Here is a 16918-nt window from a genome sequence, read left to right as displayed (position 1 = left end):
TGCTGTCGTGACCTACCGCTGGGCGGGCGCTGGTTCTAGGCTGGTGTCATGTCTTCCGAGGACATTCCAACAGTTGAAGTCGCCGAGCCACAGGCGATTGCTGCCGACACCTTGGCGGCCGCTCAGCGTGGGCACCGCACGTTCCTGCATGTCCTGGTCAACACGGCGCTGGCGAATATCATCACCAGCTACCTCTGGTTCGCGCTGACTTTTTGGGTCTACCTGGAAACACGGTCCGTCTTGGCCACCGGCCTCATTGGTGGCGCCTACATGCTGTTGGTTGCCGTCTTTGGCCTCTTCTTTGGTGTCCTGGTGGACAGGTATCGCAAACGCGCCGTCATGCTGGGTTCCACCCTGAGCTCAGTCACCTTCTTTGGCCTTGCCGGGCTCATGTTCCTGCTGATCCCGGAGTCACAACTTTTGAGCCTGACCGGACCGTGGTTCTGGATTTTTGCCTTGGTGGTGCTTGTTGGCGCCGTCATTGAGCAGCTGCGCAACATCGCACTGTCAACCACCGTGACGCTGTTGGTTCCACCTGATGACAGGGCCAAGGCCAACGGATTGGTGGGCGCCGTGCAGGGCCTCGCCTTCCTTGTAACGAGTGTCTTGAGTGGTTTGTCCATCGGCATGCTGGGCATGGGCGGGACCATAGTCATTGCACTTGGCGCCAGCGTAGCCGTGCTGGTGCATCTGCTGACCATTTCCATCCCCGAACCCTCCGTGGTCCATGAGGAAGACAGGGCAGGATTTGCTGAATTGCGTGCTGGTGTTGCGGCCGTCCGCGCCACGTCCGGCCTGTTTGCCCTGATCATCTTCACCACCTTCAACAACTTGGCCGGTGGAGTGTTCATGGCCCTCATGGACCCTTACGGGTTGACGCTTTTCTCGGTTGAGATGTGGGGAGTGGTGCTGGGTATCACGGCTACTGGCTTCCTGATCGGTGGAGGATTGGTGGCCAAATTTGGGCTCGGGGTGAACCCGATCCGAACTTTGTTGATTATTGTGGCCTGCACGGGCGCGGTGGGTGCAACGTTTGCGCTGCGCGAATGGGGTTGGCTCTACGTGGTGGGCATCTGGATCTTCATGATTCTCATGCCAGCTGCCGAGGCTGCAGAACAAACCGTCATCCAACGGGTAGTGCCGTTGAAGACCCAGGGCCGGGTTTTTGGCTTCGCCTTGACCTTTGAGGCGGCAGCAGCCCCGGTGACAGCATTCCTGATCGCCCCTTTGGCAGAGTTTTGGATCATCCCCTACATGGCTTCGCCGCCGGGCGTTCAGCGTTGGGAATGGCTGCTTGGCACCGGTGAGGCGCGTGGCATTGCACTCGTCTTTTTGGTCTCCGGGCTCGTAACCATCGGGCTGGGGCTGGGTGCCCTTTGTACGCGGTCCTACCGCCGGCTCTCCCACGCGTACGCGGCTGCCGTTGCGGCGGACAGGGCCGACGCCGCCACGTGACCGCAACGCTTGCCCGCGAGTCCTGCGCACAAGGGGAGTTATGGGCATCCGTTTGAGCCGCCGTCGGACGGGAAACGTATCTGTTACCAGATCTTAACGCGCCAAGTGTGTTCCATATCACGTACTCGATAGTAGGGTCAGTTGACGTGAGGCCAATTGATTCGGCGGACAACGAGGTCCGACGAACCATGGATGCTGACTACGGAAGGCGAATTAATGAACCGCAAGAAAGTAATGACAGCGCTCGCCACGGCTGCAACCTTGACGCTCTTGATGACGTCCTGTGCCAACCAGGCGGCAACTCCAGGATCAACCAGCGCGGCAGCAGGCGGCTCCGGCCTAAATCTGGACGTTCCAGTCTTGACGTCCATCGAGACACCGAAAGATGCGGTCCTCCCGGCTGGCGATGGCAAGGCCACCTGTGCCGCCACCACCACGCTGGCCTATATCGGTGCCGAAACCGGTGCAAATGCACAGTTGGGCATTAACATTTTCAACGGGATCCAGCTGGCCATCAACCAGCACAATGAGGCAAATCCGGGATGCCAGGTGGCGTTCAAGAAGTTCGATACCGAAGGCGATCCCACCAAGGCCACAGGTCCGGTCACCCAGGCCACCAAGGAAGAAGACATTATTGGTGTGATTGGTTTGCCGTTCTCGGGCGAATCCAAGGCCACCGGCAACATCTTCGAACAGGTCAAGATGGTTCATATCACCCCGGCTGCAACCAACCCGGGCTTGACCACCAACGGCTGGACAACGTTCTTCCGCGGCTTGGGTAACGACGCCGTTCAGGGTCCGGCAGCTGCCAAGTTCATGACCGGCACGCTCGGCGCCAAGCAGGTCTACCTGGTCCAGGATGATTCCGATTACGGAATTGGTTTGGGTGGCACCACCACCGAAGCGCTGGGCGATGCAATGGTCGGCTCCGACAAGGTAACCACCGGCCAGAAGGACTTCTCGGCCACCATTTCAAAGATCATCAACTCCAAGGCTGATGCAGTGTTCTACTCGGGCTACTTCGCAGAAGGCGCTCCGTTCAACCAGCAGTTGGTCGCGAAGGGCTTCAAGGGTGCTTTTGTTGGCCCCGATGGCGTCAAGGATGACCAGTTCATCAAGCAGGCCGGCGACGCATCCAACAATGCGTTCTTCACCTGCCCGTGCATTCCCGGTGAATTGATCCCCACTTTTGCGGATGCCTACAAGACACTGACCAACGCCGATCCTGGCACGTACTCCATTGAAGGATACGACGCAGCAACAGTTCTGCTTTCCGGCATTGACAAGGGCAACCAGGACCGCGCCAAGCTGCTCGAGTTCGTCAACACCTATGACGCATCCGGATTGAGCAAGCACTACAAGTGGGATGACAAGGGCGAGCTGCAGGCACCTGCTGTCTACGGCTACCGCGTCAAGGATGGCAAGATCGTCCCGATCGGCCCCATCGGCGAGTAAGGACACTACAAGGGATGCTGTGGAGCCAGGTGCTCCGCAGCATCCCTTTAGTTGCAGAATCACCCATCCGCTCAATGAGCCAGTCTTGGCGAAAGATCTTTCCAAGACTGGCTGGAACTGGACCTACCTATGCTCCTGACAGTTCTTACGGCTGTCCCCGCGGACAGCGACTGGATTAACTTCGATGTTGCCTCCCTGGCACAAAATTTCTGGAGCGCCACTTTTGATGGATTGACCTTCGGGGCCATCTACGCACTCGTAGCACTCGGATACACGCTGGTTTACGGCGTCTTGAACCTCATCAACTTTGCCCACTCTGAAGTGTTCATCATGGGCTGCTATGCAGTCTTCTTCACCTTGAGCTTCCTCGGGTTTGGCCCGTCAGCGCCCAACCTCAATTTCGGCCAAATCCTGGTCAATATCCTGTTGGCGCTCATAGCGGCCATCATCGCTTCTGCGGTAGTCGCGTTCCTTGTGGAACGGCTGGCCTACCGCCCATTGCGCAGACGCAATGCGCCCCGCCTGGTCTACCTGATCACGGCCATCGGTGCATCTTTCGTTATCCAGTACCTGATCTTCCTCTGGCGTGGCCCGCTGCCGGAGCCGGCCTTGACCATGTTCATTCCCACGCCCATCTTTGAGGTGTTCGGAACCATCATCGATTCCCAGCAGATCATCATTGTTGTGGCAGCAGTGATCATGATGGTGGTCGTGGACCAGTTCATCCGCCGTTCGCGTACCGGACGTGGCATTCGTGCCGTGGCCCAGGACCCGGACACGGCAACGTTGATGGGTGTGAACAAGGAAAAGATTATTATCACCACCTTCATCATTGGCGGAATCTTGGCCGGTGCCGCGGCACTCTTCTACGTCATGAAAATTCCCTCCGGTGTGCAGTACAACGGTGGCTTCATCCTCGGCATCAAGGCCTTTGCCGCAGCTGTCCTCGGCGGCATCGGCAACGTCCGCGGCGCCCTGCTGGGTGGGTTGCTGCTGGGCTTGATCGGCAACTACGGTCAGATCCTCCTTGGCAGCTCGCAGTGGACCGACGTTGTGGCCTTCGTGGTGCTGGTGCTGGTTCTGCTGGTTCGCCCGCAAGGCATCCTGGGTACTTCTCTGGGAAGGAGCAAGGCATGAGCACAGTAGACGGGCCAACACCCCTGCCCGGGGCCAAGGCCACCCAAGCCGCGGCTGATCGTCAGGCAGGCGAGAAGATTCCTGGCGGCAGTGCAGATGCAACGCGAAAGCATGGCTGGTTTGGCCGCTGGAGTGAAAAATGGCAGGCCATGCCGCGCCAGAAGCAGTGGCTATACCTCATTGTGATTGTCATTGTGGCGTACCTGCTGCCGGTCATCAATCCGCCCATTCTCTCCACCGAACCCGGCAACGACTTCCCGCTGGCCTTATTCTCCATGGCCGTCTACGCGTTGGTCGCCGTCGGCTTGAACATCGTGATCGGCTACGCAGGACTGCTGGATTTGGGCTATATCGCCTTCTTCGCGGTGGGATCCTACACGGCGGCCATGCTGACCAGCCCGGACTCGCCCTTCGTGAAGATTCCGTACCTCTGGACCATCCCGACGGCGATCGTCGTGGCCATGTGCGTTGGCGTGATTTTGGGTATTCCAACCCTGCGCCTGCGCGGTGACTACCTGGCCATCGTGACGCTTGGCTTTGGTGAAATCATCCGCATTCTCGCCACCCTGATCCCGGCCATGCAGGGGCAGGTGGGGTTCCAGAACGTTGGCAGGCCTCCCGGTGTTGGTGAGGACGGCATCCCCGTTTTCGCCAACTCCAACGGCACGCCCTGGTACTGGCTCACCCTGACCATCTTGATCATTGTCTTGTTCCTCGCCGGCAACCTGGAACGCAGCCGTGTGGGCCGCGCCTGGATTGCCATCCGCGAGGACGAGGACGCCGCCGAAACCATGGGTGTTCCCACCTTCAAATACAAGGTGTGGGCATTCGCGCTCGGCGCCGGAGTTGGCGGTATGTCAGGTGCCTTGTTCGCCGGCCAGGTGGGCTTCGTGAACAACCAAAAGTTCGACGTCGTCACCTCCATCTTGTTCGTCGCCGCCGTTGTTCTGGGTGGCGTGGGCAACAAGGTGGGTGCCGTGTTTGGTGGTGCACTTGTTGCTTACATCCCGCTGCGCTTCACGGCCATCGCCGAATACAAGTACCTGATCTTCGGCCTGGCACTGATGCTGATCATGATCTACCGCTCCAAGGGCCTGCTTCCTGCGCGTCAAAGGCTGCTTGCTTATGGGCAGCAGGCTTATGAAGGTGTGCGGAAATCAGCAGCGAGTAAACCGGCCACCGTCACTGAGAAGGAGGGCTAGCCTTGGGCGCACATAGCGAAAACGTACCCGTTCCGGCTCCTGGCTCAGACTCGGCCGACGAATCCGTCAAGCCTCCCATCGAGACCGTGGAGGCGCTGGAGGTGCCCGAGGCGGTGGCAGAGGCCGCGGCTCCGGAGCGCGACATTGACGTAGCCGTGGGTGATGATCTGGTTGAGGTCAAGAACCTGACCATCCAGTTTGGTGGTCTGGTTGCCTTGGACAATGTCAGTTTCACCATCAAGAGGGGTGAAATTCTAGGCCTCATTGGTCCCAATGGTGCAGGCAAGACCACCTGCTTCAACGCCATGACGGGCGTGTACAAGCCAACCAGCGGGCAAGTCCTGCTGGAAGGAAGCTCGCTCAATGGCATGAAGCAGCACAAGATCACCCGTGCCGGGATGGCCAGGACGTTCCAGAACATCCGGCTCTTTGGTGAGATGACTGCCTTGGAGAATGTGGTGGTGGGTCTTGACGCCAGGCACAGGACCTCGGTGCCCGGAGCACTCTTGCGCCTTCCGCGTCACCAGCGGGAGGAGAAGAGCTCCATTGAGCGGGGCATGGCGTTGCTGGAGTTTGTGGGCATTTCCAAAGATGCCGGGTCCTTGGCTCGCAACCTCTCCTACGGCAGTCAGCGCAGGCTGGAGATTGCCCGTGCCTTGGCCACGGATCCGAAGCTGCTGTGTCTCGATGAGCCGGCGGCCGGGTTCAACCCGGCCGAGAAAGAGGACCTCATGGCCCTCATCCGGACCATCCGCGATGATGGCTATACGGTGCTCTTGATCGAGCACGACATGAAACTGGTCATGGGAGTGACAGATCGAATAGTGGTTTTGGAGTTCGGCAAAAAAATTGCCGACGATGTTCCGCACGTGATTAGGGAAGACCCAAAGGTCATTTCCGCCTACCTAGGGGAGCCTGAAGATGACTTTGCTTGAGCTGGACGATGTTTCCGTCCATTATGGGCGGATCCAGGCTATTCACAAGATGTCCTTCACCGTGGAGGAAGGCGAGATTGTCTCGCTCATCGGTGCCAACGGTGCAGGCAAAACCACCACCATGCGCACCATCTCCGGCTTGTTAAATCCCTCGCACGGGTCCATCAAGTTCATGGGGGAGGACATCACCAAAATGAAGGCCCACGTCCGGGTGGTCCAGGGCATTTCCCAGGCTCCCGAGGGGCGCGGTATTTTCCCGGCCATGACGGTCCTGGAGAACCTGGACATGGGCACCTTTGGCCGTAAGGACAGGAACGGTGTGGGGGACGATCTGGAACGGGTTTTCACCTTGTTCCCTAGGCTGAAGGAACGTGAGAAGCAATTTGGTGGCACCATGAGCGGCGGCGAGCAGCAGATGCTGGCCATTGGCCGTGCCTTGATGTCACGGCCCAAGCTGTTGCTGCTTGATGAGCCTTCCATGGGCTTGGCCCCGCAGTTTATCCGGCAGATCTTCAAGATCATCACCGAGATCAACAGCCAAGGCACCACTGTGTTGTTGGTGGAGCAAAACGCCAATCAGGCCCTGGCCAGGGCACACCGCGCGTTCGTGCTGGAAACCGGGGAGATCACGCACAGCGGCACGGGCAAGGAGCTGTTGGCCAACCCGGCCATCAAGGAGGCCTACCTGGGCGTGGGGTAAACCGTACGCCTAGTAACGGTGGCCGAGCTTGTCGAGATCTTGTCTCGACAAGCTCGGCCACACCCGCGTGCCACGCCCCTGTGCGGCAGGAGCAGCAACATTCATCCCGAAATCCCCACTTTCCAGCACAACGGCTGTTGAATAGTAGGCGAAAAGTATGCGTGGGGGCGCCGGCGGAGTGGTTTATCCAATGATGAACACCCCCGCGACCTGAAACCTCCATGGAAGGACGTCGGCGATGGAAAACCCCGTGCTGCGTTATGTTCTCATTTTCGGCGTTGTCGCTGTCATCTTATTTCTGGTGTCCCTGCTTGCCGTGTGGTTCAAGAAGCATCCCAACCGTTCAAAAGGGAACAAGCGACGGATACGCATGCCGAAGGTCATTCCGATCCTCGCCTGGCCGGTGCTCGTCGTCGGGCTGATCGGGCTCCTGGCCTCATTCGGTGCCCAGCCGGAAGACGCTGTAGCCATGCCGATCGCCTTCGGAGCTGTGACCCTGGCAGGAGGGTTCCTCTTGTTCATCTACCGCAATTGGTATGTTGACGCCGGGGATGACGATGTGGAATTCAGGACCATCTTCGGCAAGGAGCACAGGCTCGCGTACAGCGAGATCAAGAGCTACACGTTCCGCGACCAGGGTTTTCAGAGGTTCTTGAACATCCGGGGGCCCAAGGGTGAAAAGCTCGACTTCAGTATTTCCCAGTACAACCTGCCGCCCCTCATGACAGCCATCGGGTTCCACTCCCAGTACGGCCGTTGGCCGTTGCCCGGTGAGCCTCGCTAACTTCCTGCTCCTGCTCCAGCCACGGCTGCTGGGATTCAGGCGGCAGCGTGCCAAAGTGGCGGGGACCTATGAAATTTCATAGGTCCCCGCCACTTTGGCACGCCGACGGCGTTTGTCGATGAGTTAGAGGTCGGTGCGGGTGTCGTTGGCGTAGCTCAGGCCGATCTGGGCGCGGACGCCGTCGAACAGTTCCATGATGGCCAGTGAATCGGCCAATGGCATGGTGGCGCTCTCGGTCAAACCTGCCTGGATACAGCGGGTCACCTCGCGCAGCTGGTAGGTGTAACCGCGGCCCGGCTCCTCAAAAGTTTCCGTGCGAGTGGCGCCGTTGGGCCCGGAGATGAAAAGCTCCTTCGGGTTGTTCAACGAATTGACGGTTTCGATGTAGCCCAGGGTGCCCGAAACCGTGGCCCGGCCGGGTCCCTGTGAGACTAGCTGACTGATGAGCTGGGCTTGCCCGCCATTGGCGTAGCTGAGCGTGAGCGTGTTGAGCGCATCCACGCCAAAGGGCGTGAGCTGGGCGGTGGCCGCAACCTTCTCCGGTTGGCCAAGTGTGCCCCAGGCCCAGAGCAGAGGGTAAACGGTGATGTCCAGGAGCGCCCCGCCACCATCGCCAGGGGCCCAGATGCGCAGAGTGGGATCATCCGGTGCCGCAAATCCAAGATCCGCACGCACCCACTTCACCTCACCAATTTCACCCGATGCGATGATCTCCAAGGCGCGCTGGAAACCCGGGACGAACCGTGCCCACACCGCCTCCATAAGAAATAGTTCCTTGGCACGCGCCAGTTCGATCAAGGCCCGCGTTTCAGCCGCAGTGATCGTCAGGGCCTTTTCGCACAGAACGTGTTTCCCGGCCTCGAGCGCGGCCTTGACGATGTCGTAGTGCTGTCCATGCGGGGTGGCCACATAGACCACGTCCACGTCGGGATCGGCCACAAGCTGGCGGTAACCGGCGGCACCGGAGCCTTCGGGACCGCCGTCATAATAATGGGTGGCAAAGCCAAACTTGGCCGCAAACTCCGCGGCGCTCTTCTCGCTGCGTGAACTCACTGCCTGCAGCACGGCATCTTCCAGCAGTGCCAGGTCAGCCGTAACGGTGTTGGCAATATTGCCTGTGGCAATGACGCCCCAGCGCAACGCGGTGCCGGTGGCGGCGAGAGTTTCGGGGTTGAACGTGGTGTACCAGTCGGGACGGCCGACAAAACGAGGAATGGTCATTGGGACATTCTGCCAGCATCACAGCCCCCGTGGGCGAACATGACAAGCGCTTCGACACTTCGCCGGCATTGACCTCTCCGGACAATGTTGGCCCTGCCCCGTAGGATGAATCGCACAAGCCTTGGAACAGGAGAACGGCATGGCTCAAATGGCTCAAACAAGTACATCGGTGGATGAGGTGCTGGCCGAGCTGGCCGCCCTCGAGGACCCCAAAGCTCGGGCCATCAACGAAAAACACGGGGATGACCACGGTGTGAATCTTGGCAAGCTCCGTGCCTTGGCCAAACGGTTAAAGACCCAGCATCCGCTCGCCATCCAGCTCTGGGATACTGGCGATACCGCTGCCCGGCTCGTTGCCCTTCTGATCTGCCGCCCGAAGGAATTTAGCCGCGATGAACTGGACACGATGCTGCGCCAGGCCTGCATTCCCAAGGTCCAGGACTGGCTTGTGAACTATGTGGTCAAGAAGAGCAAGTATGTGGAGGAATTGCGGGTTGCGTGGTTTGGCGATCCGGACCCCATTGTTGCCAGCGCTGGTTGGGGCCTGACCAGTGACCGCGTAGTCAAGAGTCCCGAAGGACTGGAGCTGTCCGGATTGCTGGACATCATCGAGGCCCGGATGAAGACGGCGCCCGAACGCCTGCAGTGGGCCATGAACAACACCCTGGCTCAAATCGGTATCGAGGACGCCAGCCTCCGCGACCGGGCCATCGAGATCGGTGAGCGTCTTGAGGTCCTTAAGAACTATCCCACGCCGCCGAACTGCACGTCCCCGTTCGCACCCATCTGGATCAAGGAGCTGGTCCGGCGCAAGGAACTGGCGTAACCAACCGCCCCTGTTGCTTCCGGACATGCCAAAGGCCCTTATCCGGTGTCGCGATGAACGACGCCGGATAAGGGCCTTTGGCGATTGATTCGCCGAAGCGAAAGGGTTACTTGGTCAGCGGGCCGAGAACCTTGTCATTGGCGAACTGCTCTGCAGCGTTGGCCTTGGTGACGATCTGCGGAACCAGCAGGAATGCCGGAACAACCTTGACACCGTTGTTGTAGGAGGTGGGGTCGTTGATCTCGGGGGTCTTGCCGCCCTGGAGGTCCTTGGCCATCTGGATGGCGTGCTCCACCAATGCGGTGGTGTCCTTGTTGATGGTTGAGTACTGCTCGCCAGCCATGATCGACTTGACGGACTCAACTTCAGCGTCCTGACCGGTCACCGTGGGGGTGGCCTTGCCTGCAGCCTTGACCGAGGTCAAGATGGCGCGGGCCAGGGTGTCGTTGGGGGACAGCACGCCGTCAACCGTGGCGCTGCTGTAGCTACCAACCAGGAGGGAGTCCATGCGCTTCTGGGCGTTTTCTGCCTTCCAGCCCTGGGTTACAGCCTGCTCGAAGGACTTCTGGCCTGAAACAATCTTCAGGGTTCCGTCGTCGATCTTGGGCTGGAGAACCTTCATGGCACCGTCAAAGAAGACCTTGGCGTTGGCATCATCCGGGGATCCGGCAAAGAGCTCAATGTTGTACGGGCCTTCGGGCTTCTTGGCCTTCATGCCGTCCAGCAGGGCCTGGCCCTGAAGCTCGCCAACCTTGAAGTTGTCGTAGGCCACGTAGTAGTCAACGTCGGCCGTGTTCAGCAGCAAGCGGTCATAGGCGATGACGGTTGCGCCGGCATCCTTTGCCTGCTTGAGCTGGGTGCCCAGCTGACCGCCGTCGATGGCGCCCACAATAATAACTTTGGCGCCCTTGGTGACCATGGCACTGATCTGGTTCTGCTGCTCGGAAACGCCACCGTTGGCGAACTGAACATCAGCCTTGAAACCAGCTCCGGCCAGACCATCATTGAAGAGCTTCTCTGCAAGAACCCAGTTTTCACTGGTCTTCTGCGGAAGAGCCACACCAATGAGGGAATCGGCGGCGAAGCCTGCGGCGGCACTGCCTGAAGCCGCGGGCGTTTCTGCCCGGCCACAACCGGTAAGGGCCAGCGATGATGCGGCCAGAATGACAGCCATTGTCTTGACCGTCTTGTTGAATTTCAACATGGTGCTTCGCTTTCTGTTGGATGTGTAATAACTGAAAAAGAGGAAGATTTAAGGTTCGGTCTTGATGGTGCCCTTGAGGGGCTCGGCAACTTCAAGATCGGGGTTGTTGCTGCCGCCCAGCTTTTTCATCATCAAGCCGATAAAGGATGCCTTGCCCTGGCTCTTGTTGTAGACGTCAAAGACCACAGCGGCCAACAGAACAAGGCCCTTGATGATCTGGGTCCAGTCGGAACCAACACCGAGCAGCTGCAGTCCGTTGTTGAGCACGGCCATGACCAAACCACCGATCATGGACCCCATCACGGTGCCCACACCGCCGGTGACGGCTGCGCCACCAATGAAGACTGCGGCGATCGCATCGAGTTCCCAGCCGACGCCGTCGGACGGGCCCGAGGCATTGGCGCGGGCTACGAAGATCATGCCGGCCAGACCGGCAATCATGGACATATTCAGCATGACCAGGAAGTCGGTGCGCTTGCTCTTGACACCGGAAAGGGCTGCAGCGTGGCGGTTGCCACCCACTGCGTATACGTGGCGGCCGATGGTGGTACGTGAGGAGATGAAGCCGTAGACGAGGACCAGAACACCCAAAATGATGCCGGGGATGGGGAAGGAGGTGCCGGGGCGCCCCGTGGCGAAGAGGTAGGTGACGTAGAGGATGACGGCGCCGAAAACAGCCACCTTGACCACGGTGACCCACAGCGGCTTGACGTTGGAACCGAGTTCGACGGCACGGCGGCGGCTGCGCAGTTCGCCCCAGACCAGGGCTGCGACACCCAGGATGCCGATGAGCAGAGTCAGGTTGTTGTAGCCGGTGTTGGGGCCGATCTCAGGGAGGTAGCCGGCGCCGATGGACTGGAATTCCTTGGGAACCGGGATGGTCAGTGACTTGCCGAAGAGCTGGTTGGCACCACGGAACAACAGCATGCCAGCCAAGGTCACGATGAAGGCCGGGATGCCCACATAGGCCACGAAGAAGCCTTGCCAGGCACCGATCACGGCGCCTAGAGCCAAACCGGCCACGATGCCCATGTACCAGGGCAGGCCCCAGTCCCGCATGGCCAGGGCCACCACGATCCCGACAAAGGCGGCAACAGAACCCACCGAGAGGTCAATGTGGCCGGCGATGATGACCAGCACCATGCCGATGGCGAGGATCAGGATATAGGAGTAGCCGTTCATCAGGTTGATGACGTTGTCAGGGGTGAGGATCAAGCCGCCGGTCTCGATCTGAAAGAAGATAACCAGGGCGACAAGGGCAAAGATCATGCCGAATTGGCGTGAGTTGCCTCCGAAGAGTTGTTTGATGATGTTCATTGGGGTGTCCTTTTTCTTCCCTGGATTTAGGCAGTCTTGGCGGCAGCGGTCATGCGTTTCATCAACGATTCCTGGCTTGCCTCGTTCTTGTTCAGGACGCCCGTGATGGCGCCCTCAAAAATGGTGTAAATCCGGTCCGAAATACCCAGCAGCTCGGGTAGCTCCGAGGAAATCACGATCACGCCCTTGCCCTGGTTGGCCAGCGCCTGGATGATGCCGTAGATCTCGTACTTGGCTCCCACATCGATGCCGCGGGTGGGCTCATCAAGAATGAGCAAATCGGGGTCTGTGAACATCCATTTGGCCAAAACAACTTTTTGCTGGTTGCCTCCGGAGAGCTTTGCAACGCCCTCATTGACGGTGGGGGCCTTGGTGCGCAGTTGTTTGCGGTAGGCTTCGGCCACCGAGAATTCCTTGTCGCGATCCACGACGGTGTTTTTCGAGATGGAGTCAAGATTCGCCGAGACCGTGGTGGTCTTGATGTCATCGAGCAGGTTCAGGCCCAGCGTCTTGCGGTCCTCGGTCACGTAGCCAAGCCCATGCTTGATGGCCTGGGGGACGTTGCGCAAGGTGATTTCCTTGCCGTCCTTGACGATCTGTCCGGAAAGGTAGTTGCCGTAGGAGCGGCCAAAGATGGAGCGTGCCAATTCGGTGCGGCCGGCACCCATGAGGCCGGCGATGCCAACAATTTCGCCGCGCCGGACATTGAAGCTGGAATTTTTGCACACCAGGCGGTCGGCAATCTGCGGGTGGGCCACGGTCCAGTTCTTGACCTCAAAGAACACCTCTCCGATCTTGGGCGTGTGGTCCGGGAAACGGGACTCCAAGGTTCGCCCCACCATGCCGCGGATGATCCTGTCCTCATCCACGCCGTCGGCCTTCACATCGAGAGTTTCGATGGACTTGCCGTCACGGATGATGGTGATGGAATCCGAGACCTGTTCAATTTCGTTGAGCTTGTGGGAGATCATGATGCAGCTGATGCCCTTGCCCTTGAGCCCGCGGATCAAATCCAACAGGTGCTGGGAATCGGATTCGTTCAGCGCGGCCGTTGGCTCATCCAGGATGAGCAGCTTGACCGACTTGTTCAGGGCCTTGGCAATTTCAACGAGCTGCTGCTTGCCGACGCCGATTTCCTTGACAGGGGTGTCTGGATCGTCGCTCAGGCCAACACGGGCCATCAATTCCATGGTCCGCAGACGGGCCTCGGCCCAGTTGATGACGCCGAACTTGGTTGGCTCATTGCCCAAGAAAATGTTCTCGGTGATGGAAAGCTCCGGGATGAGGGCCAATTCCTGGTGGATGATGACGATCCCGGCGTTTTCACTCGCTCGGATGTCCTTGAACTCGCAGACCGAGTTTTGGAACACGATGTCGCCGTCGTAGCTGCCGTAGGGGTAGACCCCGGAGAGGACCTTCATGAGAGTTGACTTGCCTGCACCATTTTCGCCACAGATGGAGTGGATCTCGCTGGCGCGAACGGTGATGGATACATCTGAAAGGGCCTTCACACCAGGGAATTCCTTGGTGATGGATCGCATCTCGAGTATGACGGGGTTCGCGGACACCATAATGCTTACGCCTTCCACAACTGACTTCTTTGTCTTTGTCCCGCCAGAGTTTGCACTGGACGGCGGGGCATCTTTGCCCGCGGAAAATAAGAACTTCGCGGAGTACCGGCATTAACCGGTACTCGAAAAGTAAACTAGGTCACACGCTTGTGGTCAAGTCTTTAACGCTACGGGATGGTAACGGTTTAAGAATTTATCGGTGCGGGTTCATGCTGGAACACCAATGCGGCGGCGCCCAGGGCTTCTGCGCGGGAGGTCAGGTGGGACATTTTCAGGCCAATGCTGTCGCCAATGACGGGCACGGCGTGACGAAGCAACCCTCGGCGAATGGGTGCCAGCAACAGGTCACCCAGCTCGGTAAGGGGCCCACCAATCACGATGACATCAGGGCTGATTAGATTCGCCACATTCGCCAAAGCGCGGCCAATCGCCATGCCGGCGTCGTCAAGCACGCGCAGGGTTGCGGGGTCTCCCGACATCGCCTGGCTGAGGATATCCGCCGTCGAAATGGGCCGGTCCTGGCCACGACTGAGCAACTCCACCATGGTGGCCGTGGACGCTACCGTTTCCAGGCAGCCTCGATTGCCGCACCGGCAAATCAGCCCGTGTTCATCGATGGTCACATGACCAATTTCCCCTGTGACGCCAAAGCTGCCATGGAACAGCGCGCCCTGCAGGATCAAGCCCGCACCAATGCCCGTTCCAATCTTGACGAACATGAGATTTGAGACGTTGCCTTGATCACCCCAGGTGAGTTGGGCCAATGCGCCGAGATTGGCATCGTTGTCGACAAAGACGGGGATTTTCAGCGCCTTTTCCAGTTCATCGTGCAGGTTGATGCCAACCCATTCAGGCAAGATGGCGCCCCTGATGACCTTGCCGCTGCGGCTGTCGATGGGGCCCGGAATGCCGGCACCGGCGCCGATGAGCTGGGACCGGGAAATACCCGCTTTTTTCAGGAGCTTGTCCAGTAGCCGGGAGGCCGTTTGAATGCCTTCGACTGCTTGATGGCCGCGAGGTAGGGGTGCTTCCTCCTCGGCCAATACGTGATAGCCCGTATTCGCGAGGACTACCCGTACGTGGCTGCGCCCAAAGTCGATCCCGGCGGCAATGGCACTGTCTCCGTTGTAACGAACGGACATGGCCCGCCGGCCGGAACTGGTGACAGGGGTGAGCGTGACGAGATCGGCGGCCGCCATGCTTTTGACGATGTTGGAGACGGTGGCCGTTGACAGGCCCGTGCTGCGGGCCAGATCTGCCTGGGTTGCCGGGCCGCCCTTGAGCAGCTGTTGCGTCAGCCGCTGTTGATTCCGACTGCGAAGCGCTGACTGAGAACCCGGGTTGCGGGCTCGCCTCTGGGCCGGTCCGGTGGGCTGTTCGTCGTCGAGCATACAAAAGAGCGTGCCTTAAGTTCACCCTGCAGTCAAGAAGTTAACGCAACTTCAAGGACTAAATACAAACTATGAACTGGAGGCGGGCTGGCCCGCCTCCATGCTGCCCAGTGACTGGCGCTTATGAATGGGCCAGTTTGTGCTTGCGCGCCAGCGCCACGTAGTTGCTGGCATTTTGGCGCACGTGTTCAAGTTCTTCGGCGCCCAATTCACGGCGGACCTTGGCCGGAACCCCCGCAACCAGAGAACCCGGCGGTATGATGGCGCCCTCAAGGACCACGGCTCCGCCGGCAACCAATGACCCGGCGCCAATGACTGCACCATTCATGATCGTGGCGCTCATGCCAATCAGGCAATCGTCCTCAACCGTACAGCCGTGGATGACGGCGCCGTGGCCCACGCTGACGCCATTGCCAACGGAGGTGGGGAAGCCCGGGTCGGCGTGGAGAACCACGTTGTCCTGCAGATTGCTGCCCGCCCCGACGCTGATGGAGTTGGTGTCTGCGCGCATGACGACACCGTAAAAGGCGCTCGAGTCGGCGCCCAGTGTGGCTCGGCCAATCAGAACTGCTGTGTGCGCCACGAAGGCACTTTCATCCACTGTGGGGGTAATGCCGTCAAAGGTGATTAGTTGCTTCATGGTGGATCCGTTCCAGGAGGCGGGCAGGCAGTTGCCAACACGCGCAATTGCCCTCTTCTAGCCGATGGTACCCAATGCTGGCTCGCCGCAACGGGCAAATCGTCCTGGGCGCCCCGTTGCGTGGTGAGATTGCACCCACACTTTATGGCGGCGGCGCCGTTACTGTGGAGCCTGAGGGAACAGTCCATGGGGACCAACCGTGCAGACCACCAAGGAGCAAAGATGTTGTTGGCGTTGTTGCAGGCTAATGCCGTGCCGCTGGACATGGCGGGAAACCTTGCCATGATTGAGGCAGCCGCCCGTGACGCTGCCGCCGCCGGCGCTGACCTGCTGCTCACGCCTGAGCTGTTCGTGCCCGGCTACGATCCCGAACGCATTCACGCCGAATTTGAGCCCGGCCAATTGCCGCGGCTTCGCGAACAGCTCGCCCAGATTGCCAGGAACCACGGCATTGCCCTGGTCTACAGCCTCCCGCGATCGGACGGCGACCGCCTCAATATCAGTGCAACGCTAGTGGACGCCGCCGGCGCCGAGCTGCTGGACTACGGAAAAGTGCATCTCTTTGGCGACGCCGAGAGGGCGGCCTTCATTGGCGCAACGGCAGCTCCCGGCGTCGTGCAGTTCAAGGGGCTGAATCTTTCAATGGTCATTTGCTACGACGTGGAATTTCCCGAGACAGTTCGCGCGGCCGGGGTGCGCGGGGCCGACGTGGTCTTGGTTCCCACAGCACTGGCGCACGGATTTGATGAGGTTCCGCAGGTTTTGGTGCGCGCCCGTGCCCTGGAAAACCATGTTGTTCTCGCCTACGCCAACCATTGCGGCGTGGAATCGTCCGTGGCCTTTGGCGGCGGCAGCGTCATTGTCGGGGCCGACGGCGGATTCCTCGCCACCGCCGGGCCCGACGCCACGCTGCTTTATGCCCAGCTCGACGCCGAAACCATCCGGTCCACCCGCAAGGACGTGCCATACCTGTCCGAGCGACGCCCCGAGCTCTACGCAGGGTGGGCCCGCGAGTAGGACGGCGCACCGGTGTTTCCGGAGGCGACGTTAGGGAGGGCGAAAGGCCGCCCGCGGCCGTCG

At 59.7% G+C, this 16918-nt stretch carries 15 protein-coding genes; 9 read left to right on the top strand and 6 right to left on the bottom strand.

Annotated elements, in window-relative coordinates; translation table 11 throughout:
* Nucleotides 1–48 precede the first annotated feature (48 nt).
* The 7 genes from BLV41_RS10775 (at nucleotide 49) to BLV41_RS10745 (ending at nucleotide 7668) form a co-directional block, all read left to right on the top strand.
* Nucleotides 49–1455 (top strand): MFS transporter, encoded by a 1407-nt coding sequence (locus tag BLV41_RS10775; protein ID WP_074711633.1) that lies wholly within the window; start codon nucleotides 49–51, stop codon nucleotides 1453–1455.
* Nucleotides 1456–1671: 216 nt separating this feature from the next.
* On the top strand, nucleotides 1672–2910 hold the full coding sequence (locus BLV41_RS10770; protein WP_044572982.1) for a branched-chain amino acid ABC transporter substrate-binding protein: 1239 nt from the start codon (nucleotides 1672–1674) through the stop codon (nucleotides 2908–2910).
* Between the two features lie 129 nt (nucleotides 2911–3039).
* Entirely contained in the window at nucleotides 3040–4047 is a 1008-nt protein-coding gene (locus BLV41_RS10765) for a branched-chain amino acid ABC transporter permease (protein ID WP_044572977.1), read from the top strand.
* Nucleotides 4044–5249 carry a branched-chain amino acid ABC transporter permease gene (locus BLV41_RS10760; protein WP_074711632.1) on the top strand — a complete coding sequence of 402 codons (1206 nt, stop codon included), beginning with the start codon at nucleotides 4044–4046 and terminating at the stop codon, nucleotides 5247–5249. The genes BLV41_RS10765 and BLV41_RS10760 overlap by 4 nt, the downstream gene beginning before the upstream one ends.
* Nucleotides 5250–5326: 77 nt before the next feature.
* Nucleotides 5327–6184 (top strand): ABC transporter ATP-binding protein, encoded by an 858-nt coding sequence (locus BLV41_RS10755; protein ID WP_044573077.1) that lies wholly within the window; start codon nucleotides 5327–5329, stop codon nucleotides 6182–6184.
* A complete protein-coding gene (locus BLV41_RS10750) occupies nucleotides 6171–6884 on the top strand; it encodes an ABC transporter ATP-binding protein (protein WP_044572971.1) in 714 nt (237 codons plus the stop codon). The genes BLV41_RS10755 and BLV41_RS10750 overlap by 14 nt, the downstream gene beginning before the upstream one ends.
* A 238-nt stretch (nucleotides 6885–7122) precedes the next feature.
* Entirely contained in the window at nucleotides 7123–7668 is a 546-nt protein-coding gene (locus BLV41_RS10745) for a hypothetical protein (protein WP_074711631.1), read from the top strand.
* Nucleotides 7669–7791: 123 nt separating this feature from the next.
* Here BLV41_RS10745 and BLV41_RS10740 read toward each other — a convergent pair whose 3' ends face one another.
* On the bottom strand, nucleotides 7792–8889 hold the full coding sequence (locus BLV41_RS10740) for a Gfo/Idh/MocA family protein (RefSeq protein ID WP_074711630.1): 1098 nt from the start codon (nucleotides 8887–8889) through the stop codon (nucleotides 7792–7794).
* Nucleotides 8890–9028: 139 nt separating this feature from the next.
* Between BLV41_RS10740 and BLV41_RS10735 the strand changes: the two genes are divergently transcribed.
* Nucleotides 9029–9715 carry a DNA alkylation repair protein gene (locus tag BLV41_RS10735; RefSeq protein WP_074711629.1) on the top strand — a complete coding sequence of 229 codons (687 nt, stop codon included), beginning with the start codon at nucleotides 9029–9031 and terminating at the stop codon, nucleotides 9713–9715.
* A gap of 106 nt (nucleotides 9716–9821) precedes the next feature.
* Here the strand turns inward: BLV41_RS10735 and BLV41_RS10730 are convergent, their stop codons facing one another.
* The 5 genes from BLV41_RS10730 to BLV41_RS10710 form a co-directional block, all read right to left on the bottom strand.
* Nucleotides 9822–10919 (bottom strand): substrate-binding domain-containing protein, encoded by a 1098-nt coding sequence (locus BLV41_RS10730; RefSeq protein ID WP_074711628.1) that lies wholly within the window; start codon nucleotides 10917–10919, stop codon nucleotides 9822–9824.
* A 48-nt stretch (nucleotides 10920–10967) separates the two neighbouring features.
* The gene (gene mmsB / locus BLV41_RS10725; protein WP_074711627.1) at nucleotides 10968–12236 is read right to left on the bottom strand and encodes a multiple monosaccharide ABC transporter permease; all 1269 of its coding nucleotides are present in this window, start codon (nucleotides 12234–12236) and stop codon (nucleotides 10968–10970) included.
* Between the two features lie 26 nt (nucleotides 12237–12262).
* A complete protein-coding gene (gene mmsA / locus BLV41_RS10720) occupies nucleotides 12263–13807 on the bottom strand; it encodes a multiple monosaccharide ABC transporter ATP-binding protein (protein WP_074713264.1) in 1545 nt (514 codons plus the stop codon).
* Between the two features lie 185 nt (nucleotides 13808–13992).
* Nucleotides 13993–15198, bottom strand: coding sequence for an ROK family transcriptional regulator (locus BLV41_RS10715; RefSeq protein WP_074711626.1), 1206 nt, complete (start codon nucleotides 15196–15198; stop codon nucleotides 13993–13995).
* A 121-nt stretch (nucleotides 15199–15319) separates the two neighbouring features.
* A complete protein-coding gene (locus tag BLV41_RS10710; RefSeq protein WP_074711625.1) occupies nucleotides 15320–15838 on the bottom strand; it encodes a gamma carbonic anhydrase family protein in 519 nt (172 codons plus the stop codon).
* A gap of 186 nt (nucleotides 15839–16024) precedes the next feature.
* On the opposite strand from BLV41_RS10710, the gene BLV41_RS10705 reads away from it, so the two are divergent.
* Nucleotides 16025–16855 carry a nitrilase-related carbon-nitrogen hydrolase gene (locus tag BLV41_RS10705; protein WP_244516855.1) on the top strand — a complete coding sequence of 277 codons (831 nt, stop codon included), beginning with the start codon at nucleotides 16025–16027 and terminating at the stop codon, nucleotides 16853–16855.
* The last annotated feature ends 63 nt before the right edge of the window (nucleotides 16856–16918 follow it).

The organism is Arthrobacter alpinus, assembly GCF_900105965.1.
In the GTDB taxonomy this organism is placed as follows: Bacteria; Actinomycetota; Actinomycetes; order Actinomycetales; family Micrococcaceae; genus Specibacter; species Specibacter alpinus.
The sequence above is the reverse complement of the archived record's forward strand: the minus strand, read 5'-3'. Positions and strand labels throughout refer to the sequence as shown.